This window comes from Ruegeria sp. ANG-S4, from assembly GCF_000814005.1.
Lineage (GTDB): Bacteria > Pseudomonadota > Alphaproteobacteria > Rhodobacterales > Rhodobacteraceae > Ruegeria.
In genome coordinates this window covers 1,417,747-1,444,219 of record NZ_JWLK01000001.1, presented here as the reverse complement: position 1 = coordinate 1,444,219, position 26,473 = coordinate 1,417,747, and the positions used below count along the sequence as shown (strand labels likewise).

Here is a 26,473-nt window from a genome sequence, read left to right as displayed (position 1 = left end):
TGTTCCTTCATTCAAATTCTATGTTTACCGACCCAAAACCGCCAAAGTCCGCATGGATCGCGGTACCCGATGGGCATTCCACAGGCCGGATAAAGCTGCCCGACAGGATCACCTGACCGGGCTCGATGCTCTGCCCATAGTCTGCCATGCGACGGGCCAGCCAGGCCACACTTTCGACGGGATCGTTCAGCACCCCAGCGCCCAGCCCGGTCTCTTCGATCTCGCCATTTCGAAAGGTGAGCGCGCCAACCCATCGCAGGTCAAAGGCGTCTACATCGTGCTTTTCAGCTCCCAGTACAAGGCCAGCATTGGCGGCGTTGTCACTGATGGTATCAAAAACGGTTCGGGCTTTTCCGGTTTGCGGATCGACGCGTTGAATTCTGGTGTCGAGAATCTCGATCGATGGGGCAACGTAATCGGTCGCGGCCAGAACTTGATCGCGCGTCACGTCCGCACCGCCCAGGGCATCCTTCATGACAAAGGCGATCTCGGTTTCAATACGGGGCTGGATGAAACGGCCGTCAGGTACAGTTGAACCGGTTTCGAAGATCATGTCATCGAACAAAATACCGCTGTCGGGGATGTCTATGTTCAATGCGTATTGCATCGCTTTTGAGGTCAGCCCGATTTTCCAACCGATCACCTTGCGTCCTTCAGCCAGTTTGGCGCGGTAGATGGCATTTTGCACCGCATAGGCGTCATCCATACCGATATCGGGATGGCGAAGGCTCAGCAATCCGATCTGCCGCCCTTCCCGCTCGGCTGCCATCAGATCAGCGGCAGCGCGTGTGTGATCTTCGGGGGTCATCCGGGCTCGTCCTCGACCGTGTTGCGTAAGGTGCCGATGCCTTCAACCGAAACTTCGACGACATCGCCGGGCTGCAAGAACTTGGGCGGGTCGAACCGTGCGCCCGCGCCCGTCGGTGTGCCTGTTACAATGATATCTCCGGGCAGCAAGGTCATGAAGGTCGAGATATACTCGATCTCTCGCCGGATCGGAAACATCATGCGGGACAGGACGTCATCCTGCCTCAACTCGCCATTCACGCGGGTTGTGAGGCGCGCCTCGTCCAATTGCGACGCGTCCGTAAAGGGGACCAGCCACGGACCCATGGCGCCGGAACGGTCCCAGTTCTTGCCCTGCGTCACGTTGAATTTTGCGTGGCGCACCCAATCACGGATCGTGCCCTCGTTACACAATGTCAAAGCGGCAATGTGGCCATAAGCATCGGCTTGGGAAATGCGACGTCCGCCTTTGCCGATCACAATCGCAACTTCACCTTCATAATCGAGCTTTTGACTTTCCGGTGGACGTATCAAGGGGCGATCATGGCCTGTGAACCCGCTGGCAAAGCGCGGGAACAACGACATGTACTCTGGCTGCGCGCTGCCGTCCTTGTACTCGGCGTTGCGATCCGGAAAGTTCACGCCGACGCACAGAATACGCCGCGCATCGGGCATCACCATCTCATAGGCAAAGTCTTTATGCGTGATCGGTTTTCCGCTGGCCGCATCTGCCAACGCATCAAACTGACCCGCTGCTATGACATCGTAAAGCGAGCCTCGGCTCGGAAACGCGCTGTTCAGTGCAATGGCGCCCTCGTCCGTGATGCTGCCAAAAAATGTTTCGCCGTCTGCGGAAAAGGTGGCAAATCGCATCTGCAACTCCTTGTCAGGGCGCGACGATTGGGGTCGCCGCAAGCTCGGCCTGCTGCGTGTCGACGCCGACAAACTGGGTTCCATGCTCGAACCAACTGCGCGGGGCGGGTGCGCCCCAAAGGGTCTGGCGTTGTGGGTCTTTGAGATCCCATTTCAGCGGCTCATGATCGGGGTCCAGCGTTTGGTAGTCGGAACTGTAAATCTCGATCCGATGACCATCAGGATCAAGGATATACAGAAAGAATGCGTTCGAGATGCCATGCCGTCCCGGACCCCGTTCGATATTGCCGACGTAACCCGTTGTCGCCATGACATCCAACAGGTCAATTATGTGAAGCGGATTGGCAACCCAAAACGCCACATGGTGCATCCGCGGTCCTGTCCCGTTGGTGAACGCCATGTCGTGAACGCCGCCCTTGCGATGAAGCCACGCCGCCCAAAGGCGCTTGCTGTCCTCGTCTTCCGTATATTCGGTAACGCGAAACCCCATGTCGTTGTAGAAAGCGACGCTTTTGTCCACATTCGGGCTGAAGCAGTTGAAATGATCAATCCGCAGGGGCCGCACACCGTGATAACGTGCATATTCCTGATGGATCGTCGGCAGCCGGTCCATTTTTTGATAGAATTCCAGCGGAATGCCGATGTTGTCCGAGGTCAACAATGTCCGGCCCTGATGCGGGCGTTCGATCCAATGTGTCGGGCGACCTTTTGATTTGAACCACGCTTCGGCGCGATCCAGATCATCCGCGTCAAAAACCTTGAACCCCATCACCTCAACCGTGCCGGGCGCGTCGGACTTCTGCAAAACGACGCTGTGGTGACCCCGCTCTTCCAGCGCGCGCAGATACAGATGAGTGCTAGTTTCTTCCGTCACCTGCAAGCCGAACATATCAACATAAAACGCCTTGGACGCGGCCAGATCGCTGACATTCAGGCAAACGTGGCTAAGGCGGATCGTATTGAAATCCGGGTAAAGGTTCGGAGTGGGAACTGGCATGGTGTACTCCTATCGAAATCAGTGTGTCGGATGGCTTTGGCACGTGCCAACAGATATGAGTTTACGCGTTTGCGGTGGTTCGGTTCAGGCCCCAAGTTGCGTGATCTTGTGTTGGCCGGTTGCAAAGCCGATGTGCTTTTGCTCCATGTAAAACTCGAACGACCAGTCACCGCCGTCTCGTCCGATACCGGATGCCTTGACCCCGCCAAAGGGTGTCGGCAGGTGCCGGACATTCTCGGAATTCACCCAGATCATTCCCGCCTCCAGCCGGTCGGTAAAGCGCAGCGCGCGCGTCAGATCGTTGGTCCACACATACCCGGTCAGCCCGTATGGCGTGTCATTGGCGATTTGCAGGGCCTCTTCCTCGGTCGAAAACGGGATGGACGTCAGCACGGGCCCAAAGATTTCTTCTCGTGCGATCCGCATCTGGTTGTTGGCGTTGGTGAACAAGGTGGGGCGCACGAAGTAACCTTGCTCGCCGATCACTTCACCGCCTGCGGCCACCGTCGCGCCATCCTGCCTTGCGATGTCGAAATACGAGGTGACTTTGTCAAAATGCTCCTGTGTCACCAACGGGCCAACCTCGGTCGAGGGGTCGAGCGGGTGCCCGACGCGGATTCTATTGACCCGCTCCACCAATCTGGCCTCGAAATTTTCGCGGATCGTGTCCTGGACCAACAGGCGTGAGGACGAAGTGCACCGCTCTCCATTGATCGAATAGATCATAAAGATCACGGCATCCAAGGCCCGGTCCAAGTCCGCATCATCAAAGACGATGACAGGATTTTTGCCCCCCAGTTCAAGATGATTGCGTTTGAGCGTGTCGGCGCCCTGTTTGGTGATCAGGCTACCTGTCCGGCTTTCGCCGACAAACGCGATAGCACGAATCTTGGGGTGTTCGCACAAGGCCTTACCCGCCTCTTCGCCAAATCCGTTTACTGTGTTCAATACGCCCTTGGGCAGCCCGGCCTCTTCTGCGATTTCCACCAACAGGCGGGCTGTGAGCGGGCTGGCCTCAGCCGGCTTGTGAACCACGGTACACCCTGCAGCCAAAGCCGGGGCGATTTTCCATGTGGACAACATAAACGGCGTATTCCATGGCGTGATCACCCCCACAGGGCCTATTGGCACGCGAGTCGTGATGTTCATCAACGTCGGGGACTTCAGGTGCTGGCCATCGCGGGCCTGCACCACCTGATCTGCGAAGTACCGGAAATTCTCGGCCCCGCGCAATGCAGCCTTGGACATGAATTTCAACGCTTGCCCGGTGTCCCAGCATTCGCAAAGAGCAATTTCTTCCGCCCGAGCCTCGATGCCTTCGGCCACCCGGATCAGGATCTTGCGCCGCTCGGTGGCCGCCATATCCCGCCATTGGGCAAACGCATCCGCCGCAGCGTTGGCCGCGGCATCAATGTCGTCTGCGTTGCCTTGGGCGACTCGGCAGATCAGGCTTTTGTCGACCGGTGAGGTATTGTCGAAACTGCCGGCCGATCCAGCACGGTCCTCGCCTGCAATCCTGTTCGGGATACCGTCGGAACGGAACCTCTCAAGCAAATTCTGGAGCTTTTGGATGTTCTGGTCGAGAATGCTCATACACTGTCCTCCAGATGCTCGCGGATGGTTCCGCATTTTGGTGAAAGGCCCGCGTTGATCTCGCGCAACTCCGCAGACAAACCGATGGAATGCGTGTCCATCGCGGAGTGCAGAAAGACCCGTGCTGCCTCGAAAATGCGCGCGATCACATCCTGCTTCACATCTTCTGGTCGCCCCTCTCGCAAACGCACGGAGATATCGACAAACCCGTGCTTCGGGTTCCCGTCCGCAATTGCGTAGTGATCGACCCGGCTGGCCCTTACGCGCACACCGGGCATCGGTAGCGCATCGATGTAGACGGCTTCCTTGCGCAACGCTTCGCACAAGGCAGTCATATCCACGACCTGTTCCAGATTGCCGGAATATTCGATGTGAATGTGCGGCATGGCTTCACCGAATTTCTTTGATATGTTAACTAATACACTCACTAGCGGATGTTGCAGCGGCGAGTCAAATGATTTATTTAACATGTTATTCTTTTCAGGACCCCCACAATGAACCTTGCACCGAACAGCCAAACACCCAACGTGTTACCATCGACCGGAGACTCGTTGCCCGTCTCTCTGATCCGTGCCCGCGAGGCGGTCATGGCGCCAATACGAAAAATGCTGCTTCGCGCCGGAATAACCGAACAGCAATGGCGCGTTTTGCGCGTTCTCAGCGAGCACGGCAAAATGGACGCCGGCAACCTGGCCAAACACGCAGCCCTTTTGCCTGCGAGCCTAAGCCGTATTGTGCAATCGATGGAAACCGGTGGCTATCTCGTGCGGGAGACGGACGCCAATGACCGCCGCAGACAGCACATCAACATCACGGACAAGGGGCAGTCCATCATCAATGACCACCTGTCCGAAGCCAGCGAAATTGCGGCGCTTTTTCGCGACGTTCTGGGGGACAAGGATCACGATGCGCTGGTGGCCTTGCTGCAAAAACTGGTGCGCAGCCTTGAGGATGAGCAACCGTAGCCTCGGTGAGGCTCAAACGGCTTTAAGCCCCCGATCCAAAGCCGACACAATCGTTTCCACGTCATCTTCTTCAAGAATAAGCGGAGGCGACAAAATGATGTTGTTTCCGGACACACGTACCATTGCACCCGCATCGTAAGCTGTCTTTTGAACATTCCCGATCGTGGTTTTGCCGATCGGAGATTTCGTCGCGCGGTCCGAAACCAGTTCAAGCGCACACATCAAGCCGTACCCGCCCCGCACATCGCCAATGAGATCGTATTTGGAACCCAGTCTTTTGAGCCCCTCAAAAAGCTGCTGGCCTCGGGCGGCAGCGTTGTCCTTGACGTTCAACCGCTCTGTTTCCTTCAGACAGGCAATCGCCGCCGCTGCACCGACCGGATGGCCAGAATAGGTATAGCCTGACCCGATCGCCCCTTTTCCCGAAGTGTCACTTTCGAAGACTTCAGAAACCGCATCGCTGATCATGACCGCGCCAAAGGGGAAATATCCGTTTGTGATTGCCTTGGCCGTTACTGCCATGTCCGGTTGCACGCCAAAGCGACGCGACCCGCTCCATGCCCCGGTGCGACCGTAGGCGGTGATGACCTCATCGGCGACCAAAAGGATACTGTATTTCGAACAGATCTCGCGGACGCCGGGCATAAAGCTTTCGTGCGGCGGAATCACACCGCCTGCACCCAGAACCGGTTCCATGATCATCGCAGCGATGGTCGAGGGATCCTGAAACTTGATCTCGTCTTCCAACGCTGCAAGGCAAAGTTGGGCCAGCCGTTCCGGATCGGTTTCGTCAAAAGGATTCCGGTACGTATAGGGCGAAGGAATATGGTGGCAGCCGGGCATCAGCGGTTCGTACTGGGTACGGAAATTCGCGTTTCCGTTGACCGAAGCCCCAAGCGTGTGTGTCCCGTGATATCCTTTCTTCAGGCTCAGGAACTTGACGCGCCCGGCCTCGCCCCGAACCTTGTGGTATTGCCGGGCCAGACGCAAAGCGATTTCAACGCCATCCGAACCACCGGATGTGAAAAACGCGCGCGACAGGCCATCCGGCGCAAAGAACTCGCGCAGCATCCAGCTGAGCTCGATAACCAGATCATTGGTCGTTCCACGGAAAATCGAATAGTAGGGCAAGCGATCAAGCTGGTCTCGGATCGCATCTTTCACAGGTTGGCAGGAATACCCAAGATTGACGTTCCACAGGCCGCCCACCCCGTCGACAACTGTGCGGCCATCAACGTCTGTAATGGTAACGCCGTCCCCGCCAACAATGATCTCGGGAGGGTTTGCAAGGCTATCCGCCGGATGCGCCATCGGATGCCACAGGTGGCGGGCGTTGTTTTCTTTCAGGAAATTGCTATCCTTCATGAGATCACCTGTTTGCTGTGGTTTCGTCAGCCCAGTTTTCCGGCAGAGCATCAAACGTCTTTGGAAATACCCCACCCAGGGCGGTTGAGGCCCGATCAGCCTCTTTCAAAAGGATAATCGCGATATCGCGTAATTTTTCGGGTGTGGCACGAGCGCTTGGGACGGCGACCGCAAGCGACCCTGCAACGCGCCCGCCGTCGCCAAAGACCGGGGCACCAACCGAACTGACGCCTTCGTCGAACGTCCCCGTCACCGTGCACACACCGTACCGGCGCGTGACACCCACTTTTTCCCGCAGTGCGGAAGGGTCGGCAATCGTACGATCAGTGTATTTGGACAACGGCCGGGCCATCACCTTTGCCAACAACTCATCCGGGCAAAACGCGAGGGCGGCGATACCGGAGGAAGTGGCGTGTAAAGGCAACATCTCGGCAATGTCGAAGTTCACCTGTACCCCGTGCAAACTCGGGTCCGAATGAGCGACCGGCGACAATGCCTCGCCCTGCAAAAGGCTGGCGTGGGCCAACTCGCCAACCGTTTCGGACAGATCAAAAACAATCGGTTGCAACAGTTTCCGCACCGGGAACAGCACCTCTCGCAGCGCTGACAGGCGCAACAAGGCCGGACCCAAACGATAGGCGCGCGTTTCGGGATGCTGTTCCAGGTAACCGTTCTCGGCCAATTCGGTCAGGTGGCGATGAACGGTTGCCTTGTCCCGTCCCGTCAGGCGCACGAACTCGCCCAGCCCTATTTCGGCACGATCACGGGCGAAAAGCCCAAGCAGGTCCAGCGCTTTTGTGATCGTACCCATCTAACGCACCCCATGCTCAAAGAATGCTGCGATTTCCGTCGCAAATGCTGTTCGATCGGCGGGACCCGCTTCGATGGATCGGCGGGCGCGTTTGGTGACGTCGAAGCCAACATGATCGGCATATTCTTCAACCAAGTCCGCAATGAATTCGGCTGTCATTTCTGGATGATGTTGCACTGTCAAAACTTTGTTTCCAATAGAAAAACCTGCTATCGGGCAACCGTCGCTTTCAAACACACGGTCCGCCCCATGCGGAAGCGCGCCGACCTGCTCGATATGCGAGCCATAAAGATGCAAGTCCTTTTGAGGCAGTGACCATGGCTTCTGCGCAACCCTGTGAGTTTCAATCCGGCCATGCGCCCACCCTTCCGGGTTACGCACAATGGGTGCCCCAAGGGATTTGGCGATGATCTGGTGCCCGAAACAGGCGCCGAACAAGGGGATTTTGTTCTCGATAATCTCTTCGACCAGGGTTTCCAGCTTTTGCATCCAAGGCGCGTTTTCTGTTGTAGAGGCCGGGCTGCCGGTGATCATCACGCCATCATACGCCGCGATGTCGTCGGGAAATTCGCCCTTGCAGACCCAAAACGCCGTGACGTCCCAATCAGGTCGCACCTCGGCAATCAGCGCCGCAAACTTTTCGTCATCCAACGGGCGCGCCTTGGCGAAGGCGCTGAAATCCGTGTTTGTGACAAGGGTCGCAAGTTTCATCTCAGACAAACCACACGTAGAAGTCCAGCAGAGCGTCAGGCTCGAGTTCGCGCGTCTTACGGAATTCCCGTTCTTTCATGAAGGCATGGTTTTCGACCAACTCGCGCCCAACCGCATCGACCAAAGCTGTATCGGTTTCAAGGTCTTGTATGGCTTTGCGCAAATTGGCCGCAGTGCCTGTTCGGGCGTCAACGGTATCGAACCCGTCTCCGGTCTCGATCGGGGGCAGGTCAAACTTTCCTTCGAACCCAAGCCGGGCGGCCTGTAACACGGCAGCCGCGGCTGTATAGGGATTTGCGCTGGCGTCGGCCATTCGGTGTTCCAACCGTGCCTTCGCGCCGCCTTCGCCGGACACGCGGGTTGTTACACCGCGATGGTCGCCGCCCCAGTTTTTCCAATACCCCGACAAGGATGACGGTTGCAGCCGGCGGTATGATCCTGTTGTTGGTGCGATCAGTCCAGCAAGCCCTTCGTGATGGTGCACCAGACCCGCCAGGCACCCGCGGGACAGGTCATTCAGGTGATCGGGTCCACCGACTTCCCCCGTTGCCAACGCATTTTTTCCGTTGGCATACTGAAACGAGAAATTGATATGCATCCCTGACCCGCCAAGTTCCGAAAGCGGTTTTGGCAGGAAAGTCAGAACGATACCGTGATCCAATGCGATTTCCCGAGCCATCAGGCGGAACAGTACGATGTCGTCCACGGCCTTCAGCGCATCGTCGAAGGTCAGAGTGTATTCGAATTGCGGACTGTCGAATTCAGCCGTGATCAGGTCAAGACGGAAACCCATTTCCAACGCCTTGTTCCAGATCACATCGTTGATCCGCATCGGATCGGCGAAAGGCCCGGTGCCGTAAACTCCGCCGCCCGGCGCATCGTAGGGCCGCAGGCGGCCATCCTCGCCCCCTTGCAGCGCGTATGCCTCAAGTTCGATCCCCAGCATCGGTTTTAAACCGTGTTTTTCCCAATCGGACACCGCGCGTTTCAATGCGCCGCGCGGGCAAAGCGATAACGGGCTTCCATCCGCATCGTACAAATCACCCACCACGACAGAGGTATTTGGCTCCCACCCCTGACGTACCTCCTCGCCCCGCCAGCGCAACTCCATATCCGGAGCCCCTTCGCGGACCTGCGCATGTGGCGCGTCAAGCAGCAGGTCGCGGTCGTAATGAACACCAAACGTTGCCCGAGCAAAGCGCGTCGATGCGTCGCCGATTTTGCTGGCGGGCATGTATTTTCCGCGCGGGATCGACAGGTGGTCAATGAAAAGGGCACGCAAACGGTTCGACATGGGGACCCTACTGCAAAGTGACGCGAACGGGCATCCGTTTGATGCCGTTTACAAAATTGGACCGAACGAAGGCCTCGGGCCCGTCAGGTTCGATGGTCTTGATGCGTTTGGCCAGTTCCTGAAACAGGACCCGCACCTCGAGGCGGGCAAGATGCATTCCCAGGCACACATGCGGACCGCCCTGCCCCCAGCCAAGCTGCCGATTGGGTTTACGCGACAGCGTCAGACGGTAAGGATCTTCGAACATGCTTTCATCCCGGTTGGCCGAGATGAACCAATAAAGAACCTTGTCGCCCTCTTTGATCTGCTGCCCGTGAACCTCGACATCCTTCATCGCAGTGCGGCGGAAATACGTAGCTGGCGACGCCCAGCGCACAATCTCATCTGCGGCGGTGCCCCAAACCTCGTCTGTCTGAAGCTCTTGCAAAAGTCCATCCTGACGCGCAATGGCCTGAATGCCAGCCGCAATGGAATAGCGCGTTGTGTCATTGCCAGCGGCCACCAGCAGGCAAAAGAAATTGCGAAACTCGGTTTCCGAGATCGTCTCGCCATTTTCATCCGGCTGCAGGATCAGGTGAAGGATCCCGCTGGTATCACCGGTCGCGTTTTTCCTGTCCATCAAAGTGCGCGAGTATTCATATAGCTCGGCCCCCGCCGGAGAGTTGAACGGCATGAGGCGAAATTCATCTGTCTCGAGTTTGTCCACCACATGATCGGTGAAATCAGGATCAGAATTCGCCATCAATGCGTCACCTTTGTCGACTAGCCAGGGAAGATCTTCGTCTGGTACACCAAGAATTTGCCCCAGCATCCGCATTGGCAATTCGCGCGCGATGTCGCGGGTCGCGTCGAATGTGCCTTTTTCAAGTGCCCTGTCCAGAATGGGGCCACAAAGATCGCGGATCTGATCCTCAAACCCGGCGACGACCTTGGGCGAAAATGCCTTGGCCACTTTCATCCGAACCTTGCGATGGTCAGTGCCGTCGGTTTCCTGAAACGTCCTGCGCGCCATGTACTCTTCGTGGGTCTGGTCCTCCATCCGGATGCCACGCGCGGACGAGAAGGTCTCGGTCTCGCGAACCAATTTGTCGATATCCGCGTGCCGCGTAATAGACCAATAGCCCTTGCCCCCGTCAAAGTCGGACCAATGGCACGGTGCTTCGCGACGCAGCCGCGCAAAGGTGTTGTAAGGCGCACCCTGTGCAAAGCTGTCATGCGAACCGAGGTCGGCAAACCCGTCGTCTTCAGGAACCCACATGGTCATAGAAGCGCCTCCGTCTTTGTTGTTTCTTCCGGTTTTCGAAATGCCGATGCGAACGGCCCGAAATGCGTTTCGAGAAAGTGTTCGAGGCTTTCTTCTGCAGCGTACGTCGATCCACCGGCTGCCACTCTTTGCGGACCCGCCAGATGGTTGATCCGATGATGATCAGGATCACGCAGAACAGCAAAAACGCGATTGGGCGGTCGATGAAGTCCAAAGGTGTCTTCACACGTGCCAATGAGGCGCGCAGCTTGACCTCCATAATGCCCCCAAGAACCATGCCGAGGATGATGGGAACGATGGGCATGTTCAGCCGTTTGAGAATGAAACCCAACAGGCCGAACACCGCCGCGATAATGCAGTCCATCGCCGAGTTGCGGATCGAGTAAACCCCCACAAAACTGAGCAGCAAGATGCACATGCCCAAGAACCGGTTGGGGATTCGGGTCAGATGAACCAGCCACCCGGTGGAAACCAGAAGGAACCCAACAACGATCAAATTCAGGACCAAAAGCGCAATATAAAGCGCGACGACAAAATCCATGTCGTTCTGAAAGAGCCCCGGGCCGGGAACAACGTTGTGGACGTAGAAAACCGACAGCATCATTGCGGTCAACGCCTCACCCGGAATGCCCAGCGCCAGCAAAGGGATCATGGCCGCCGCCGGGACCGCGTTGTTGGCGGCTTCGGATGCGATCAAACCTTCCGACGATCCGTGCCCGAACGCCCTTGGGTTTTTGGAAAGCCTCCGGGCGGTGGTGTACGACATGAACTGGGCAGTGAATTCGCCAACGCCGGGGATCATCCCCATAACGACCCCAAAACTCGCCGCAATGCCGGCGACGCGGGGGTGTTTTGCCAATTCCCGAAACCCCTGGAACAATGAGCCGCGGGATCTTGGCAGGCGGATTTTCTCGTCGTCCATAGTCAGCAGCAGGAACGCCTGGGACAGCGCGAAGAGGCCCAACACGACAACAATCAGATCGAACCCGCCCGCCAACCAGCTTTGGCCAAAGGTATACCGGCGGGTATAGGCAGCGGGCTCCAATCCGACGGTGCCGACGAGGATTCCGAAACCAGCCAAAGCCGCCGCGATAGCCATTTGCCCCTTATGCGCGACGACCACCAAAACCAGCCCGAGCAAAGCGGCCAGAAAGATCTCTCGCGACCCGAACATCGGAGCGATTTTGGCCAGAACCGGAGAAAGAAAGATCAGGCACACGACCGAAAAGATGCCACCCAAAAAACTGGCCGAGTAAGCCAAAGACAAGGCGCGACGCCCCTCGCCCCGCAGGGTCATGGGAAAACCGTCATAGGTCGTCAGCGCATTGACAGCTGTACCCGGCGTGTTGATCAGGATTGCGGGGATCGATCCGCCGTACATGGAAGACCCATAGATACCCAGCAGCAGCGTCAACCCGACAATCGGGTCCATCGAAAAGGTCGCAGGCAAAAGGATCGCAATGGCGACGGCAGGACCGACGCCGGGGATGGCGCCAATGGCCACGCCGCCGACCGCTCCGACAAGAAGCGCCAGCATGACGTCCCAACGGGCCAAAACGTCAACTGCGGAAAGGATCAGGTCCATCAGAGATACACCAGAAAGAAGGTTCGCACTGAATCGGGCAACAGCTCATAGATCTGACCACCCGGAATGTTCACGCCCAGCAGCCCTTTGAACAGCACGACCATTGCGATGGCGAAGCCCGCCGCAATGGCAAGCGCGGCCTTGTGGCGATAGCCCAACCGGTAGGTCAGCGCGCAGGCAAACAGAATACTCATCGGCATGAAGCCCAGACGCGGTACTGCGGCGACGTAGATCAAAAACCAGACCAGATATTCCAGCGGCTCTGACCAGCGGCGCGTTTCGACCCAGTCCAAAGCATTGGGACGCCGCTGGCGCATCAGCCAATAGTGAATGGCAAATCCTGCCACCATCACCGCCAGAGCAATTGCGGGCCACAGTCGCGGTTGACTGCCGATGTTGCGCGCGCGTTCGGACCATTCTGTCTGCGTTCCGATCTGCGACAGTAGCAACAAGGACAAGACAAGCCCCGCAACGACAAACACGACCTGCCCGGACGTCTTTGTTTTGACTTTCAAAAGCTCGGAATTGTCCATGTGGAAGGGCTCCTGCCTTGTCTGAGAAGGCGGCGGACCGCCCTCTTAGCGATCGTTCTCAGTTACCGAGTGCCGAGCCGATTGTGCCCAGCGTCGCCTTGTCCTCTGCAATGACAGCCGCGCTTTCATCCGCGTTCAGCCAATAGACCAGCGCGCCGGTTTCTTCGGCCAGTTGCTGTGCGCGTTCGCTGGTCACTGTCTTTTCCGCGACGGCGGCAATCTTCTCACGCACATCGGCCGGTGTGTCCTTGGTCACGAACAGACCGTTCCACAGCGAAATGTCCAATGTCGGTTCGACTTCGCCAATCGCAGGCGTGTCCGGGATTTTGCTGATGCGCTCGCCTGTGATCGACACCAGAACTTTGACATCGTCCAGACATGGCAGGATCAGCTGCAGCGTCGTGTTGATGACATCAGCATCGCCCGAGGCAAGAGTGTTGCAATCAAGGGCATCGAATGGCGCATCGCCAGCCCATTCAAACCCTTTGGTTGCCGAAAGTGCCTTGGTCACTTGGGTCGGCGTAAGGACGTCGCCAAAATGACCCAGAAAAACGTCGTTTTCCTTCGCGTAGTCCGCAAGCTCGTCCATCGAAGAATACGGTGCGTTGCCTGACGCGGCTATGACAAATGGGTATGTCAGGAAAATGCCGATGGGGTCGAATTTCTCGGGCGTCAGCTCTGGAATATCGATCTCGTGCCCGATCAGCGACACCGCCGGCACAAAAGACCCGATCGTATAGCCATCCGCCGGGGCCGTTGCGACCTCGACCGCGCCGGGGAAAGGACCGCCGCCGCCGCCCGGCTTGTTCACCACCGCCGCCGGCACGCCATATTCCGCTTGAAAGTCTTCTGCGATCATACGGGTCAGAACGTCTTCCAGATCGCCCGGAGGCCACGGAACGATGAAGCTGACTGGTTTTTCGGGATATTCAGCAAAGGCTGGACCTGCGAGGCCAACAGCGAGCGCGGCCAGAAGGGCCTTGGTTGTATTGGACATGTCATCTCCCTGCGATGCGCTTATTATTCGGTTTATTATATGAACCTTTAGTATCATTTATTCTGAACTTGAATCTTAACCTGTCAACAAAAAAATCATCATTGACAAATGCACCTTAAAAATCTGACACTTTTTTTGATACTGGCGGTTCAAATAATAAACCTTTGGGAGTGTAAATTGGATTTCTCCAGAATTCCGGCGTTGCGTGCCCGTACCGTTCCTCCTGCCAGTCACATCATTGACGGCGAACGCAGGGCGGCGTCAGACGGCAATACTCTGGACGTTACATCGCCGATCGACGGCAATCTGTTGACGACGATCCCAAGAGGCACCGCAGAAGATGCCGAGGCCGCAATCCTTTCGGCGCGCTCTGCGTTCGATGATGGGCGCTGGTCCCTGTTGCCGCCAGCAGCGCGCAAGAAAGCCATGCTGAAATGGGCCGATCTTATTGAGGCTGAGGCGGAAGAACTGGCCGTTCTTGGCGTGCGGGACAATGGCACTGAAATCGGAATGGCCTTTAAGGCCGAGCCGTTAAGCGCCGTTGGCACGATCCGCCACTTCGCCGAGGCCATCGACAAAATCTATGGAGAGATCGCCCCGACCGCGCCGGACGCATTGGGCTTGATCCACAAGCAACCTGTTGGGGTCGTCGGCGCCATTGTCCCCTGGAATTTCCCCTTGATGATCGGCAGCTGGAAACTTGGCCCTGCCCTTGCCGCAGGATGCACCGTTGTCCTGAAACCGGCTGAAACAGCGTCGCTGACACTTGTCCGGCTGGCTGAACTTGCGCTGGATGCTGGCATTCCCCCCGGCGTACTGAACGTGGTGACCGGAGAAGGCTCCGTGGTTGGGGCCGCCATCGCCGAGTCGCATGATGTCGACGTTCTGGTCTTTACCGGATCTGGGGCGACCGGGCGCCGCCTGTTGGAAGCTTCGGCACGATCGAATCTGAAACGCGTCTACCTTGAGCTTGGCGGCAAGTCGCCCAACATCGTTTTCGCAGATGCCCCAAATCTTGACGAAGCCGCCAAAGTCTCTGCTGCGGGCATTTTCCGAAACTCTGGTCAGGTTTGTATCGCCGGTTCTCGCTTGCTGGTCGAACGCGATATCCATGACGCATTTGTCCAGAAGCTGGTCGCACATGCCGAGGCGATGCAAGTCGGTGATCCTCTTGATCCCGGCACGAACGCAGGCGCTGTCAATTCTGAACGGCAACTGTTGCAGAACCTTGCCTTTATCGACGAAGCACGCGCTGCCGGGCGAAACATAGCAACGGGCGGCACGCGCATCCTGCAAGAAACAGGTGGCACTTACATGGCCCCAACAATTGTGACAGGTGTCGCAGCCGATGACCGCATCGTGCGGGACGAGGTGTTCGGCCCCGTGCTGACCGTTCAAGCTTTCGACACCGAAGATCAGGCCGTGGCGCTTGCGAACGGGTCTGACTACGGTTTGGCGGCGGGTGTCTGGACCTCAAACCTGTCCCGCGCACACCGGATGATCAAGCGCATTCAAGCCGGTGTTGTGCATGTCAACACATACGGGGGCGCGGACATCACCGTTCCCCTGAGCGGGGTCAAGCAATCCGGCAACGGGCATGACAAGTCCTTGCATGCCTTCGATAAATACCTCGACCTGAAAACCGCCTGGATCAAAATCTGAGGACTTTCTGCAATGACTGATACGACCATCTTGCTCGTCGGAACCTATGACACCAAAGATGACGAGCTGAACTATCTGGCCGAGAAAATCCAGTCACAGGGTGGTCAGGTTCTGAGCATGGACGTCAGCGTACTAGGCGACCCGTCAAAACCCACCGACATCTCCAAGCACGATGTTGCAGAAGCAGGCGGACACAGCATTCAGGAAGCCATCGACAGCGGGGATGAAAACACGGCCATGCAAATCATGGCCAAAGGCGGTGCCATCCTTGCCGCGCGTTTGCAGGCCGAAGGCAAGATCGACGGCGCTTTGGTGCTTGGCGGTACGATGGGCACAGATCTTGCGCTGGATATCTGTTCGGCCCTTCCGGTCGGCGTGCCCAAATACGTTGTCTCAACCGTCTCGTTTTCACCCCTGATCCCACCCGAACGATTGCCGGCCGATATTCAGATGATCCTTTGGGCCGGCGGGCTTTACGGTTTGAATTCCGTCTGCAAAGCGTCCCTGAGCCAGGCAGCGGGCGCCGTTTTGGGGGCCGCAAAAGCGGTGGAAAGACCAAGCCGGGACAAGCCCCTGATCGGGATGACCTCGTTTGGAAAAACTGTCCTTAAATATATGGTTGCGCTGAAACCGGCACTGGAAGAGCGTGGTTTCGAAGTGGCCGTGTTCCATGCAACCGGCATGGGCGGTCGCGCATTTGAGAGCCTTGCCGCGGAAGGCCGGTTTGCCGCCGTAATGGACTTCGCACCGCAGGAAGTCGGCAATCATCTGATGGGTTCATCGGTTTCCGCGGGCGCGGATCGAATGACTGCGGCCGGGTTGTTCGGCACGCCGCAAATCGTGTCCATCGGATGCTATGATCTGGTGGATTTTGTTGGCTGGCAGGACACACCGGCCACGCTGGCCGGTCAGGAAACCCACGCGCATAATCGTTTGCTTTCGTCGGTTATGATGACCGCCGACCAACGCCGCGACATGGCGCGCGCAATCTGTACGAAGTTGGCGCTGGCAAAGGGTCCGACAACTTTGATCTTGCCAACACAAGGCGGAAACGAATGGGATCGGCCGGGCGGTCCGCTCAGCGATCCCGAAGGCTTGGCCGCCTTTGTGCAAGAGGTGCGCGCGCACTGCCCCGACAACGCGACCCTGATCGAGTTGGATGCACACATCAACGACCCGCTGTTTGCGGACGCGGCGCTGCGGGTCATCGATGACTGGATCGCGTCGGGTCAGGTCAAAGCAGCCACATAAGCCGGTTTTGCCCAATGCAAGCGCGGGGCCAGTCGCCTGACTATCCGCGCATGTAGGGTATACGCGCCAACAGATCGACCCCCTGCTGGTTCCAGAAGTGCAACAGGTCGATAAAGATCCAGTTCTCGGTCAGCTTGTCGCCGGACCGCCGGTACATGTCGATGACGCGCATGTCGCTCAGCTTGTCGGTCGCGGGCATTCCCATGAAGCCGCCTGATGGTCTGAGTGTCAGGTTTGGCCAGCCAAAAAATCCCCCGAATTCACCTTCGGCAATCCGCGCGATATGCCCATTGAAGTGCCTGTCGGCCAGACCATCCCGGAACGGGCCCGAATGCTGCTTGATGTAGCGCTCGATCGTGTAGGTCGATCCGATACCTGTCGGTCCCCACCAGATCATGTCGTCGTTCCAGCTGCGCGGCAATTCTTCCTCAAGCCCCTGCTCCTCGCGCCCTTTCCAGTCTCGAATGTCGTTCACCATGAATTCAATCGCGGCAAGGGTCTTGCGACCTTCTTCGGGGTCCTGCGGATCGAACATAACGCCTGTATGGGTCATTGGTCCGGGCTGGATCAGCTGCGCACCGGTTTGCGAAGGGAACAAGTTCAGCCCGGCTTGTGCCATCAGGTGCGGAATATCGAAGAACATGGCCGTGTCGGTGATCCGGTCGCCTTCGACGCGGTGAAATTCGGAATACCGCAGCATGGCGATCTTGTTCGTGTGCGGGATATCCAACCACGGCGCGTCAAAGAGGCCCATCAGGTGCCCCATTGAAGCCACCCAGACACCTTCGGACTCAAGATGGTTTTCACCGGCCAGGAAGATATCCAACCGGCGTTGCATCCGCCGCAGGCTGGATTGCAGCGGAACCCAGAATCGCTCGGCCACCTCGACCGGATCATGGATTTCGTGAAATGGGTGGTACCCGCGCCAGATGGCATCTGGTGCGAAGTAGGCCTTGGCAGCCGTTACCGGATCTGCATCCAGCGCGTCATAGTAGTTCCGCACCAGAGTTTTTGCGGATTGCAGTTCTGACATTTCTTTTTCTTTCGCAAGTTTAGTGTGCCGTCGGTCGTGCCCGACGTGTTTTTTGACTCAGACCGCGTTCTGGCGTGCCTTCGCGATCTGCATCATCAGATCCAATTCATTGAACAATTGCCATTCCTGCTGCACGCGGCCCTGCACGACACGCCATTGCGTAATCCCCCAGATCTGACAGGCGGCTCCGGTCGCCGTGCGGTAGATTTCTGTGTCGCGGTTGTGCGTTCCCTCAGCGCTCCATCGCGTCGAGATCAACCAACCGTCCGCGTCATTGCCCATCCAATAGATCTCGTCAACGTGCAGCGACAAGTCGGGAAACGCCGCGCGTAGGCTGCTAACATAGTCTTTATACGCAACGATGCCATTGAACTTGCGCTCGGTCGTGCCTTCGAAAGGCAATTCGGCGACGTACTCAGAATCGATAAGGGTCATGTCGCCGTTCCAGATGTTGTCGTGCAGACGGCGCGCGAATGCGTCGGGGTCGAACCCGTCTACGGGATCGGTCAAGGACAAAGGCTGCGCAGGCGATGCCGAGCGGCGCAGGTCATCCCAAGTTTGCTGGCTGCGGGGCCAACCGGGCGGCGGATCAGCCGCCAATCGGTCTGCTTCCTCCCAAAGATCGATGCCAAGCTGCTGAAGCATCGCCGAAGTGTTGTAGAGCACATGTTCCTGGAAAATATCATTTTCCAACGCGACGCAGTTGGCAATGACCAACACACCGATCTTTTTACCAGTCGCGGGACCGTAACGGCTTGGCCCGGTATTTGTTCCGATGATCCGTGTCAGATGCGAGGTATGAAATCCGACCTCGTCATCCCCCGCCCAGATGACTTCTTCGGCATCCAGAACGATGTCCGGGAATGCACCCGTGGTATGATGCGTGTCGGCAATGATTTTCTTGCTTCCGGTCTGCAGACCGTAGTCGTCGTATATGAGCGAACTTGGCGCATAACAGGCACCGATGTAGTCGACGTCGCGCGCATCGGTTTCCCAGATGCGGTGGGTAATGCGAACGATGTAATCGACGATATTGTTATAGTTTTTTTCAAACCCGCGAAGGCTTTGTTTGGGGCCGAATTCCTGCGGAATTCGCACTGTTCGGTTCTTGGTGTAGTCGCGCAGCGATATGTCATAGCCCGTCGGCATGTTCCGGCGGACCAACGGCTGCGCAGCCCCATAGTTCCGTGACATTTTCCCTCCTTGTCAGCGCAATGTGGTCGGAAATGCGTTGGATTTATCCCTTTACCGCACCCGCAGTCAGTCCGCTGACGATCTGGCGCTGGAAGAACAAGATCAGGAAGAATAGCGGAACCAGTGCGCTTACGGCTGCGGCGACAGCGAACATCACGTCGCCTGTTTCGCGAACCGTGCCAAGGAAACTCGCGATCTTTGGCACCATGGTCTGGTTTTCCGAGTTCAGCAACACCGCACCAATCGTAAAGTCATTGTAAGCCAGCAAGAAACTGAACAGACCTGTGGTGATGACGCCGGGCCACATTACCGGAATAATAACGTACCGAAAGGCCTGGAACCGCGTACAGCCGTCAACCATCGCGCTCTCGTCCATATCCTTGGGTATGTTCAGAAAGAAAGAGTGCAGCATCCAAAGCGTAAACGGCTGGTTGATTGCAACGAGAACGATGATCGTTGTCGACAACCGGCCCCAAATATTCCACTCAAAGAACGGCAACAGATAACCCGACACCAATGTGGCATGCGGCATGGCCCGGAATACCAGCGCAATCATCAGTAACCAGAATGCGTAACGGTAGCCAGAGCGCGCCAAAGCGTATCCGCCCAACGTTCCAAGGGTCAAAGAAATCAGAACCGTAAAGAACACCACGATCGCGGTATTGATCGAGTTGCGCCAGAATTCTTGTTCGACCCACGCGCCATAGTAACCGGCGCCGGTAAAGGCGCTTCCGGTTTCTGCCTTGGTCATCACTCCGTATATTGCGTTCGTCCAATCCGACTTTGAGAAGAAGTCGGGCTGCACCTTGAATGATCCCCAAACCGTCCAAAGGAACGGCCCCGCGGCGATAAAAACCCACAAGACAACAAAACTTGTGGTAAACCAAATAAGGCCCTTGGATTTTCTGTCTGCGACGGATGTTGACATGATCAGGCCCTCTTGCGGTTAAAGTCGCGCCAAGTGCGGATCAGCACAGGGGTCAACAGGATCGCCACACCGATGATGGTCAGAATGGACGTGGCCCCAGCCGATCCGAATTGCGGGATATCGCCACCGCGCAAGTCATTGTAAATTATCCATGAAAGCGACGTGGCCTTTGCAGATGCCTGGAACGCCACAATTGGTTCGAGCACCCGGAAGTTGTCCATAAGCTGCATCAGAGTGATGAACACGACCAACGGCATCATGTAGGGCACGACGACATATCGAATGGCCTGCCACCGAGACGCACCGTCAATTTTCGCAGCTTCCAACGTTTCTTTCGGGACGGTCTGCAGGCCGGCATAGAACACGATGAAGCTGAACGGCGTGGAACTCCAGATTCCGTACACGATCAACATGATCCATGTCAGCGGCATCGAGGCCTTGAGCGACAGGTTCGGGTTATTGAAGATTCTCTGAAGCGTCGCGCCAATCACACCATCGGCATCGACCATCCAGAAAATGATCAGTGCCCCGACCAGCGGCGTCACGATCATTGGCAAAAGGGAAACGAAAATCGTCGGACCCTTGAAAAGACGCGGTACGGTATTGACCGCAAGTGCAACGCCCAGCCCAAGCACGATCACAAAAGGTGTGACGACAAACGTAAACGTGAGCGTAAAGATGAGTGCCTTGTAGAATGGCAGGTTCAGCAACTCTGACAGGAACGCGCCCAATGATTCAGTTTCATTCCACGCGACGCCGACCTGTTCAAAGGCGAGGTGCTTCCGGTTTGTATAGGTTCCCAGACCGTTGAAACGACCAAGCGGTGCGTCTTCCTGAAGCGCCGCGGTTGCTTCGTTATCGACCTGCAGCACCGTTTCGCATTTGAAAGGACCGCAGTTTTCGACCTCGACCATGACCTGTTCGTGTTCGACAAACAGGGACTGGATCGCCACCGAAACAGTGGGAAGTGCAATGAACAAGATCATTGCGGCCAAAGACGGCAGGATAAACCAAAAGAACGTGCGATGTTTCATGGCAAGGCACCCAATCCAGCAATTCGGCTAACATCAAATGGGTCCGGGGCCGTTCGTGGCCCCGGACCATCAGGATCAGAGGTATCCGGCCTCTTTCGCCGCGGCGATATAGGCAGCCTCGATATCTGCAAGCGTCTGCTCGGCGCTTTCATTTCCCTGCAGGAAATCGGGAAGCTCTTCAAAGAACGCCTGATGCAGCAGACCCATGTAGGGCAACATCGGATACGGCTCGGCTCCTCCGGTCGCTGTTGCAGCAACGCCCGTTGCTGCCGGTCCGGGGTTGTACGCATCCATCAACCAAACGGCAGCGTCATTGTTCGCCTCGACCATTGCGGGCGAAATGCCGTTCATCATCGCGATAAACGTCGCTTCGGCATCTTCATCCGAGATGTTCTTGGCGATTGTGAAACCGTCCCACCACAGGGTGGACGCCGGTGTGTCGCCACCAGCGACAGTCGGGGCACTGGCCAGTACAGTGTTTTCTGCAACGCCTTCCGCAGCACCTTCACCTGCCAGCAACTCGCCGCCGCTCGAACCCCAAAGCTGTGCAATTGCCAGATCGCCGGATTTCCAAATCGGAACCACGGTCGCTGTATTGTAAGTCAGAAAGTCCGGGTTCGACAGAGACACCAGATCTTTCATCATATTCAGCGTGGCAACGCCCGTTTCGTTGTTGATCGCCGGCTCTGCTGTTCCAGGCTTAAAGAACTCACCGCCGTGCCCGAGGTACATGTTCACGAATTCCTCACCCAGGTTCCAATCGGACATGCTGAGGAACGCGAACGGGTGATCCATGATGCCGGCGTCCTTGATGGCCTTGCCGGTTTCCACAACCTCTTCCCAAGTGGCCGGCACCGGTTTTCCGATCTGATCAAGCACGTCCTGACGAACGAACAGGTGCTGCGCGTTGGCCATGAACGCGATTGCCATGATCTTGCCGTCGATGGTGATCAGCTGGTTCTTGCTGAGACCCTGACCGTGCTTGGCAACCAGATCGTCCAGCGGACGCAGCAGGCCCTCGTTCAACAGCGGTACGATCGAAGAGTTGGCGACCACCACGGCTGTGTATTCTGCCGGGTTCGCGGTCAACGCCTGCACGGTAATGTTGCGGAAGTCTTTGTTGTGGTTTGCCGAGACCGTGACACCGCCGGTGCATTCCGCCGCTGCAGCCGTGACCGCCTTGAGCGCAGGGAAGTCGTTGGCCAGCACGTTCACATTGCCGCTGGCGATCTCACACTCGGCAAAGGCCGCGGTCGCCATTAGCGTCGCGACGGTACCGATCGCAAAACTTTTCATGAAAGACATAATTTGAACCCTCCGGTTGGACCCTGTTTCGCGGGCTGCGCGCCCGCTGTGTTGTCGAATCGCGTGAAGTTGCGATTTTATGCATTCGCATTCATCATTATGCCAATAAAACGATCCGTGACAAGAATTTCCTTTTGCGCACCCTATTTCTCTTATTTTTAACAGTTAATCGCTAGTGCTTGCGTTCAAATTTGGTGCAAACTTTGGACTCCGCAAAAGTTGCGCTTGCCAAATTATGCATTCGCTGGCACATTTTTGAAAACGAATGCAACGAGTGATAGCGAAATGGCCGAGATTCAGCTTAAGAACATTTCCAAGCGTTGGGGGTCGTTTGTCGGGGTTCAGAATTTCGATCTGACGATTGCCGACAAAGAGTTCCTTGTGCTGCTGGGCCCGTCGGGCTGCGGCAAGACAACGACCATGCGCATGATCGCGGGGCTTGAGGACGTGACCGAAGGCGAAATCACGATCGACGGCAAAGTCGTCAACGATCTGGACCCCAAGGACCGGGACGTTGCAATGGTGTTCCAAAGTTATGCGCTCTACCCCAATTTGGATGTCTACGAGAATATTCGCTTTCCGCTGAAGGTCCGAAAAACAGACCCATCTACCCATGATGAACGTGTCAGACGTGCTGCGGAAATGGTCGAGTTGACGGATTTCATGCACCGACGCCCCGCCGAATTGTCGGGCGGACAGCGGCAGCGGGTCGCGTTGGCCCGTGCGATTGTGCGCGAGCCCAACGTGTTTTTGATGGACGAGCCGTTGTCGAATCTCGACGCGAAGCTGCGGGTATCGACCCGTCACCAGATCAAGAACCTCAGCCACGAATTGCAGGTCACGACCATCTATGTGACGCACGACCAGATCGAGGCCATGACATTGGCCGACCGTGTTGTGGTCATGAGCAAAGGCGTGGTTCAGCAGGTTGGCACCCCGACAGACATTTACGACCGACCGGCAAACACGTTTGTGGCCAGCTTCATCGGCAGCCCCGCAATGAACCTGCTGGAAGGTGAGGTTTCCGGGGGCACGTTCACCGGCAGCAATGTCTCTATCAGCGGCCTTCCGACCACGCATGAGGGCAAGATCACCCTCGGGTTCCGGGCCGAGGACGCAATGCTGGACCCGAACGGGACCTCCGGCGCGCCCTTGTATTCTTTGGAATTGCTGGGTGACGCCACGATCGCGACATTCAAAATGGGCGGCACGATCGCATCCGTACGGGCTGGTAAAGAATACAGGGCAGAGATCGGAGACCACACATCCGTGAACATTCCCCCCGATATTTGCCACATCTTCGATGCGGACACCGGCCAACGTCTGGATTGACGAACCCGGTGCACAAGCCGCGACCGTGGAATTGCTTTGCAAGCGCCGACCCATCGCCGAACTGCGGGGAACGCCGAAGGCCTGCGCAAAAACAACATTTGGGCCAAGCGCCCGTCAACACACTCCGGAGGATACCGCGTGAAAGGGTCCCGCCCAGAACAGGCCGTGCTGAGCCGCGACACGGACATGAGCAAAACAGAAGACACCCGCGCAGTGATCGAGGGCATGGTCGACGGACTGAACGACCATCGTATCGGTGACATCGGCGAGTTCTTTGCCGAGGGGTTTCGATGGATCGGCAACACCGGCTGCGGCACCAAGACTGGGCTGCAGGAGTTCCAGGACAATTGGCAACGCCCATTCCAGGCTGCATTTTCCGACAAGGTTTGCGTCGACGAAGCGCGTTTGTACATGGGCGAATGGGCGGCTGCATTTGGTCGCCAAGAGGCCACGCATTCCGGCGAATTCATGGGAATCGCGCCGACCGGAAAACGGATTGAGATCCGTTATATGGACTTCTGGAAAGTGGTGAACGGCAAGATTCAGGACAACTGGGTCATGGTCGACTTTCCGCATGTGTTATCACAGCTTGGCCACGATGTTTTTGCGGGCAAAGGCTGGGAAAGCTACGACCGGGGCGAGGCAACGCCGCCCAGACCCGGCGGAGGTTCGTGATGGGCGCCGCGCTCGATCTGGTCAAGGATATGGAACAGGCGCTGGGGCGTTCCGAGACCGATATGTCGCCTTGGTTCCACGAAGACTTTATCTGGGACGGAAACGCAGGGTGCGGCCGCAAGACTGGCCTGCGCGGGTTCCAGACAGGCTGGCAACACCCCTTCCGGGCCGCCTTTGGCAACCGAAGGTTCGACACCCCCCTATGGCTGGAAGACGGCGATTGGGTCGCCTGTGTCGGAACATGCCACGCAACGCATTCAGGCGATTTCATGGGAATCCCGCCCTCGGGTCGGCCTCTGAGTGTTCCGTATGTGGATTTCTGGCAGATACGGGACGGGCGCATCGCTTATAACAAAGTCAATGTCGACCTCGCCGGCGTTGCAGCTCAATTGGGTTGGGACGTCTTTCAGGGCAAAGGCTGGGACAGACTCGATCCGCCCGTCGCACGGTTGTGGCGCGGAAAACAGGGACACGGAGCCGCGGCCGAACCGCTTGAAATCGTAAAGGCGATGGAAGCCGCGTTACAACGGTCCGACGTGGATGTATCCGCGTTCTTTCACGAGGATTTTGTGTGGGACGCGAATTACGGCTGCGGCCTGAAGCATGGTCTCGATGAGTTTGAAAGCGGATGGTATTTGCCCTTCCGCGAATTCTTCGGAAATCGGGACTTTGTGACGCCTCACTTCATGCAGGACGGAGACTGGGCGGCCTGCTTCGGCGCCTGCCACGCAACCCTCGAACGTGACTTTATGGGTATCGAGGCCACAGGGCAGCAAATCCGCATCCCCTACATCGATTTCTGGCGCATCGAAGGCACCAAAATCGCCGAGAACATCGTTCGGGTCGATTTTGCCAGCATCGTCGAGCAACTGGGCGGCGACGTTTTCGCCGGAAGAGGCTGGGGACGAGAGATGCCATTTGACTTTAGCGCACAACCTGCGGCCTAGGAGGCTGATATGACAATCCAATACCTGAAATCCGGCAAACCTGCGGAAGCCCGCGCTGAAGACGACGCCAAGGTGCGCAAGGTGGTGGAAGCGACCCTTGCAGATATTGAAACACGCGGTGACGCTGCCGTGCGCGAGCTCAGCCAGAAGTTTGATGGATACAGCCCGGACGCGTTCCGCCTCAGCGCTTCGGAAATCGAGGCGGCGATGCAAAAGGTCTCGACGCGCGAAATGGAAGACATCCGTTTTGCACAGACGCAGATCCGTCGGTTTGCCGAAGCACAGCGCGCTTCGATGACGGATGTCGAGGTTGAAACGATGCCCGGCGTTATTCTTGGGCACAAGAATATACCGGTTCAGTCCGTCGGGTGCTATGTGCCGGGGGGCAAATTCCCAATGGTGGCTTCGGCGCATATGTCGGTGCTGACGGCCCAGGTCGCTGGTGTTCCGCGAATTGTGGCCTCGGCCCCGCCGGTCGATGGCGGCCCCCATCCGGCGATTGTTGCGGCAATGCATATGGGCGGCGCGCATGAGATTTACGTATTGGGCGGCATTCAGGCCGTCGGCGCAATGGCCATCGGCACGGAAACCATCGATCCCGTCCATATGCTTGTCGGACCGGGCAACGCATTTGTGGCCGAGGCGAAACGACAGCTGTTTGGCCGCGTGGGGATCGATCTTTTCGCTGGTCCGACCGAGACAATGGTGATCGCGGACGAAACCGTAGATGCCGAAATGTGTGCGACCGATCTGCTGGGCCAGGCCGAACACGGATACAACTCACCCGCTTGCCTGATCACAAACTCACGTAACCTGGCCGAAGGCACGCTGTCCGAAATCGACCGCCTTCTCCAAGTCCTTCCTACAAGCGAAACCGCCTCTGCGTCCTGGGAAGACTATGGAGACGTCATCTTGTGTGACACGCATGAGGAAATGCTTCAGGTCGCCAATGACATGGCCTACGAACATGTGCAGATCATGACCGACCGGGATGATTGGTACCTTGAGAATATGCACTCTTACGGTGCGCTTTTCCTTGGGCCGCGTACCAACGTGGCCAACGGCGACAAGGTTATCGGAACAAATCATACCTTGCCGACGAAAAAAGCCGGTCGCTATACAGGGGGCCTATGGGTCGGCAAGTTCCTGAAAACGCACAGCTATCAGAAAGTCACGACCGATGAAGCCGCCGCTTTGATCGGCGAGTATGGATCTCGGCTCTGCATGCTCGAAGGTTTTGTCGGCCATGCTGAACAGTGCAACATACGCGTGCGCCGGTACGGTGGTCGAAATGTCCCTTACGGCGAACCCGTAGCACCTGTCGAGGCCGCTGAGTAA

25 protein-coding genes are annotated in these 26,473 nt (G+C 57.2%); 7 read left to right on the top strand and 18 right to left on the bottom strand.

Annotated elements, in window-relative coordinates:
• Positions 1–7 precede the first annotated feature (7 nt).
• The 5 genes from hpaH to RA28_RS07155 all read right to left on the bottom strand — a co-directional run bounded on the left by hpaH (position 8) and on the right by RA28_RS07155 (position 4,635).
• Positions 8–808, bottom strand: a complete 801-nt coding sequence (gene hpaH / locus RA28_RS07175; RefSeq protein ID WP_039525109.1) for a 2-oxo-hept-4-ene-1,7-dioate hydratase — start codon at positions 806–808, stop codon at positions 8–10.
• Positions 805–1,659, bottom strand: coding sequence for a fumarylacetoacetate hydrolase family protein (locus RA28_RS07170; RefSeq protein ID WP_039525105.1), 855 nt, complete (start codon positions 1,657–1,659; stop codon positions 805–807). The genes hpaH and RA28_RS07170 overlap by 4 nt, the downstream gene beginning before the upstream one ends.
• Positions 1,660–1,672: 13 nt before the next feature.
• A complete protein-coding gene (hpaD, locus tag RA28_RS07165; protein ID WP_039525102.1) occupies positions 1,673–2,656 on the bottom strand; it encodes a 3,4-dihydroxyphenylacetate 2,3-dioxygenase in 984 nt (327 codons plus the stop codon).
• 84 nt (positions 2,657–2,740) lie between these two features.
• Positions 2,741–4,249 carry a 5-carboxymethyl-2-hydroxymuconate semialdehyde dehydrogenase gene (gene hpaE, locus RA28_RS07160; RefSeq protein ID WP_039525097.1) on the bottom strand — a complete coding sequence of 503 codons (1,509 nt, stop codon included), beginning with the start codon at positions 4,247–4,249 and terminating at the stop codon, positions 2,741–2,743.
• The gene (locus tag RA28_RS07155; protein ID WP_039525092.1) at positions 4,246–4,635 is read right to left on the bottom strand and encodes a 5-carboxymethyl-2-hydroxymuconate Delta-isomerase; all 390 of its coding nucleotides are present in this window, start codon (positions 4,633–4,635) and stop codon (positions 4,246–4,248) included. The genes hpaE and RA28_RS07155 overlap by 4 nt, the downstream gene beginning before the upstream one ends.
• 108 nt (positions 4,636–4,743) lie before the next feature.
• On the opposite strand from RA28_RS07155, the gene RA28_RS07150 reads away from it, so the two are divergent.
• The gene (locus RA28_RS07150) at positions 4,744–5,214 is read left to right on the top strand and encodes a MarR family transcriptional regulator (RefSeq protein ID WP_052261322.1); all 471 of its coding nucleotides are present in this window, start codon (positions 4,744–4,746) and stop codon (positions 5,212–5,214) included.
• A gap of 12 nt (positions 5,215–5,226) precedes the next feature.
• Here RA28_RS07150 and RA28_RS07145 read toward each other — a convergent pair whose 3' ends face one another.
• The 8 genes from RA28_RS07145 to RA28_RS07110 are packed head-to-tail and all read right to left on the bottom strand — an operon-like array spanning position 5,227 to position 13,774.
• On the bottom strand, positions 5,227–6,579 hold the full coding sequence (locus RA28_RS07145; protein WP_039525089.1) for an aminotransferase class III-fold pyridoxal phosphate-dependent enzyme: 1,353 nt from the start codon (positions 6,577–6,579) through the stop codon (positions 5,227–5,229).
• A 4-nt stretch (positions 6,580–6,583) separates the two neighbouring features.
• A complete protein-coding gene (locus RA28_RS07140; protein WP_052261321.1) occupies positions 6,584–7,390 on the bottom strand; it encodes an IclR family transcriptional regulator in 807 nt (268 codons plus the stop codon).
• Complete coding sequence (locus tag RA28_RS07135) at positions 7,391–8,101, bottom strand: type 1 glutamine amidotransferase (protein ID WP_039525083.1); 711 nt, start codon at positions 8,099–8,101, stop codon at positions 7,391–7,393. It lies immediately after the preceding gene.
• Between the two features lies 1 nt (position 8,102).
• Entirely contained in the window at positions 8,103–9,395 is a 1,293-nt protein-coding gene (locus tag RA28_RS07130) for a glutamine synthetase family protein (protein WP_039525080.1), read from the bottom strand.
• A 7-nt stretch (positions 9,396–9,402) separates the two neighbouring features.
• Positions 9,403–10,659 (bottom strand): cytochrome P450, encoded by a 1,257-nt coding sequence (locus tag RA28_RS07125; protein ID WP_039525077.1) that lies wholly within the window; start codon positions 10,657–10,659, stop codon positions 9,403–9,405.
• Positions 10,640–12,244, bottom strand: coding sequence for a tripartite tricarboxylate transporter permease (locus tag RA28_RS07120; protein WP_039525074.1), 1,605 nt, complete (start codon positions 12,242–12,244; stop codon positions 10,640–10,642). The genes RA28_RS07125 and RA28_RS07120 overlap by 20 nt, the downstream gene beginning before the upstream one ends.
• Positions 12,244–12,777: a tripartite tricarboxylate transporter TctB family protein gene (locus tag RA28_RS07115; protein WP_052261320.1), complete on the bottom strand. Its 534-nt coding sequence runs from the start codon at positions 12,775–12,777 to the stop codon at positions 12,244–12,246. The genes RA28_RS07120 and RA28_RS07115 overlap by 1 nt, the downstream gene beginning before the upstream one ends.
• Positions 12,778–12,835: 58 nt before the next feature.
• Complete coding sequence (locus tag RA28_RS07110) at positions 12,836–13,774, bottom strand: tripartite tricarboxylate transporter substrate-binding protein (RefSeq protein WP_039525070.1); 939 nt, start codon at positions 13,772–13,774, stop codon at positions 12,836–12,838.
• A 177-nt stretch (positions 13,775–13,951) separates the two neighbouring features.
• Here RA28_RS07110 and RA28_RS07105 point away from each other — a divergent pair, with 177 nt between their 5' ends.
• Entirely contained in the window at positions 13,952–15,436 is a 1,485-nt protein-coding gene (locus tag RA28_RS07105) for an aldehyde dehydrogenase (protein ID WP_039526135.1), read from the top strand.
• Between the two features lie 12 nt (positions 15,437–15,448).
• A complete protein-coding gene (locus tag RA28_RS07100; RefSeq protein WP_039525066.1) occupies positions 15,449–16,687 on the top strand; it encodes a Tm-1-like ATP-binding domain-containing protein in 1,239 nt (412 codons plus the stop codon).
• A 40-nt stretch (positions 16,688–16,727) separates the two neighbouring features.
• Here RA28_RS07100 and RA28_RS07095 read toward each other — a convergent pair whose 3' ends face one another.
• The 5 genes from RA28_RS07095 to RA28_RS07075 form a co-directional block, all read right to left on the bottom strand.
• On the bottom strand, positions 16,728–17,720 hold the full coding sequence (locus RA28_RS07095) for a nuclear transport factor 2 family protein (RefSeq protein WP_039525064.1): 993 nt from the start codon (positions 17,718–17,720) through the stop codon (positions 16,728–16,730).
• A gap of 57 nt (positions 17,721–17,777) precedes the next feature.
• A complete protein-coding gene (locus RA28_RS07090; protein WP_039525062.1) occupies positions 17,778–18,914 on the bottom strand; it encodes a nuclear transport factor 2 family protein in 1,137 nt (378 codons plus the stop codon).
• 43 nt (positions 18,915–18,957) lie between these two features.
• Positions 18,958–19,842: a carbohydrate ABC transporter permease gene (locus RA28_RS07085; RefSeq protein WP_052261319.1), complete on the bottom strand. Its 885-nt coding sequence runs from the start codon at positions 19,840–19,842 to the stop codon at positions 18,958–18,960.
• A 2-nt stretch (positions 19,843–19,844) separates the two neighbouring features.
• Complete coding sequence (locus RA28_RS07080) at positions 19,845–20,876, bottom strand: carbohydrate ABC transporter permease (protein ID WP_039525059.1); 1,032 nt, start codon at positions 20,874–20,876, stop codon at positions 19,845–19,847.
• 75 nt (positions 20,877–20,951) lie between these two features.
• Entirely contained in the window at positions 20,952–22,181 is a 1,230-nt protein-coding gene (locus tag RA28_RS07075; RefSeq protein WP_082029743.1) for an ABC transporter substrate-binding protein, read from the bottom strand.
• Positions 22,182–22,466: 285 nt separating this feature from the next.
• Between RA28_RS07075 and RA28_RS07070 the strand changes: the two genes are divergently transcribed.
• From RA28_RS07070 to hisD, 4 genes are all read left to right on the top strand, one after another.
• On the top strand, positions 22,467–23,513 hold the full coding sequence (locus RA28_RS07070; RefSeq protein WP_039525056.1) for an ABC transporter ATP-binding protein: 1,047 nt from the start codon (positions 22,467–22,469) through the stop codon (positions 23,511–23,513).
• Positions 23,514–23,651: 138 nt separating this feature from the next.
• Positions 23,652–24,188 carry an ester cyclase gene (locus RA28_RS07065; RefSeq protein WP_039526126.1) on the top strand — a complete coding sequence of 179 codons (537 nt, stop codon included), beginning with the start codon at positions 23,652–23,654 and terminating at the stop codon, positions 24,186–24,188.
• Positions 24,188–25,135, top strand: coding sequence for an ester cyclase (locus RA28_RS22990; RefSeq protein WP_241481080.1), 948 nt, complete (start codon positions 24,188–24,190; stop codon positions 25,133–25,135). Before RA28_RS07065 ends, RA28_RS22990 begins: the two co-directional genes overlap by 1 nt.
• Before the next feature lie 9 nt (positions 25,136–25,144).
• Positions 25,145–26,473 carry a histidinol dehydrogenase gene (hisD, locus tag RA28_RS07055; protein WP_039525054.1) on the top strand — a complete coding sequence of 443 codons (1,329 nt, stop codon included), beginning with the start codon at positions 25,145–25,147 and terminating at the stop codon, positions 26,471–26,473.

Bases quoted from the DNA above. Each gene is read 5' to 3' on its own strand.
- RA28_RS22990 (WP_241481080.1), top strand. From the start codon at position 24,188: ATGGGCGCCGCGCTCGATCTGGTCAAGGATATGGAACAGGCGCTGGGG.
- RA28_RS07140 (WP_052261321.1), bottom strand. From the start codon at position 7,390: ATGGGTACGATCACAAAAGCGCTGGACCTGCTTGGGCTTTTCGCCCGT.
- RA28_RS07075 (WP_082029743.1), bottom strand. From the start codon at position 22,181: ATGTCTTTCATGAAAAGTTTTGCGATCGGTACCGTCGCGACGCTAATG.
- hpaE (WP_039525097.1), bottom strand. From the start codon at position 4,249: ATGAGCATTCTCGACCAGAACATCCAAAAGCTCCAGAATTTGCTTGAG.
- RA28_RS07150 (WP_052261322.1), top strand. From the start codon at position 4,744: ATGAACCTTGCACCGAACAGCCAAACACCCAACGTGTTACCATCGACC.
- RA28_RS07100 (WP_039525066.1), top strand. From the start codon at position 15,449: ATGACTGATACGACCATCTTGCTCGTCGGAACCTATGACACCAAAGAT.
- RA28_RS07090 (WP_039525062.1), bottom strand. From the start codon at position 18,914: ATGTCACGGAACTATGGGGCTGCGCAGCCGTTGGTCCGCCGGAACATG.
- RA28_RS07115 (WP_052261320.1), bottom strand. From the start codon at position 12,777: ATGGACAATTCCGAGCTTTTGAAAGTCAAAACAAAGACGTCCGGGCAG.
- RA28_RS07095 (WP_039525064.1), bottom strand. From the start codon at position 17,720: ATGTCAGAACTGCAATCCGCAAAAACTCTGGTGCGGAACTACTATGAC.
- RA28_RS07145 (WP_039525089.1), bottom strand. From the start codon at position 6,579: ATGAAGGATAGCAATTTCCTGAAAGAAAACAACGCCCGCCACCTGTGG.
- RA28_RS07085 (WP_052261319.1), bottom strand. From the start codon at position 19,842: ATGTCAACATCCGTCGCAGACAGAAAATCCAAGGGCCTTATTTGGTTT.
- RA28_RS07110 (WP_039525070.1), bottom strand. From the start codon at position 13,774: ATGTCCAATACAACCAAGGCCCTTCTGGCCGCGCTCGCTGTTGGCCTC.
- RA28_RS07070 (WP_039525056.1), top strand. From the start codon at position 22,467: ATGGCCGAGATTCAGCTTAAGAACATTTCCAAGCGTTGGGGGTCGTTT.
- RA28_RS07125 (WP_039525077.1), bottom strand. From the start codon at position 10,659: ATGACCATGTGGGTTCCTGAAGACGACGGGTTTGCCGACCTCGGTTCG.
- hpaH (WP_039525109.1), bottom strand. From the start codon at position 808: ATGACCCCCGAAGATCACACACGCGCTGCCGCTGATCTGATGGCAGCC.
- RA28_RS07080 (WP_039525059.1), bottom strand. From the start codon at position 20,876: ATGAAACATCGCACGTTCTTTTGGTTTATCCTGCCGTCTTTGGCCGCA.
- RA28_RS07135 (WP_039525083.1), bottom strand. From the start codon at position 8,101: ATGAAACTTGCGACCCTTGTCACAAACACGGATTTCAGCGCCTTCGCC.
- RA28_RS07130 (WP_039525080.1), bottom strand. From the start codon at position 9,395: ATGTCGAACCGTTTGCGTGCCCTTTTCATTGACCACCTGTCGATCCCG.
- RA28_RS07155 (WP_039525092.1), bottom strand. From the start codon at position 4,635: ATGCCGCACATTCACATCGAATATTCCGGCAATCTGGAACAGGTCGTG.
- RA28_RS07120 (WP_039525074.1), bottom strand. From the start codon at position 12,244: ATGGACCTGATCCTTTCCGCAGTTGACGTTTTGGCCCGTTGGGACGTC.
- RA28_RS07170 (WP_039525105.1), bottom strand. From the start codon at position 1,659: ATGCGATTTGCCACCTTTTCCGCAGACGGCGAAACATTTTTTGGCAGC.
- hpaD (WP_039525102.1), bottom strand. From the start codon at position 2,656: ATGCCAGTTCCCACTCCGAACCTTTACCCGGATTTCAATACGATCCGC.
- hisD (WP_039525054.1), top strand. From the start codon at position 25,145: ATGACAATCCAATACCTGAAATCCGGCAAACCTGCGGAAGCCCGCGCT.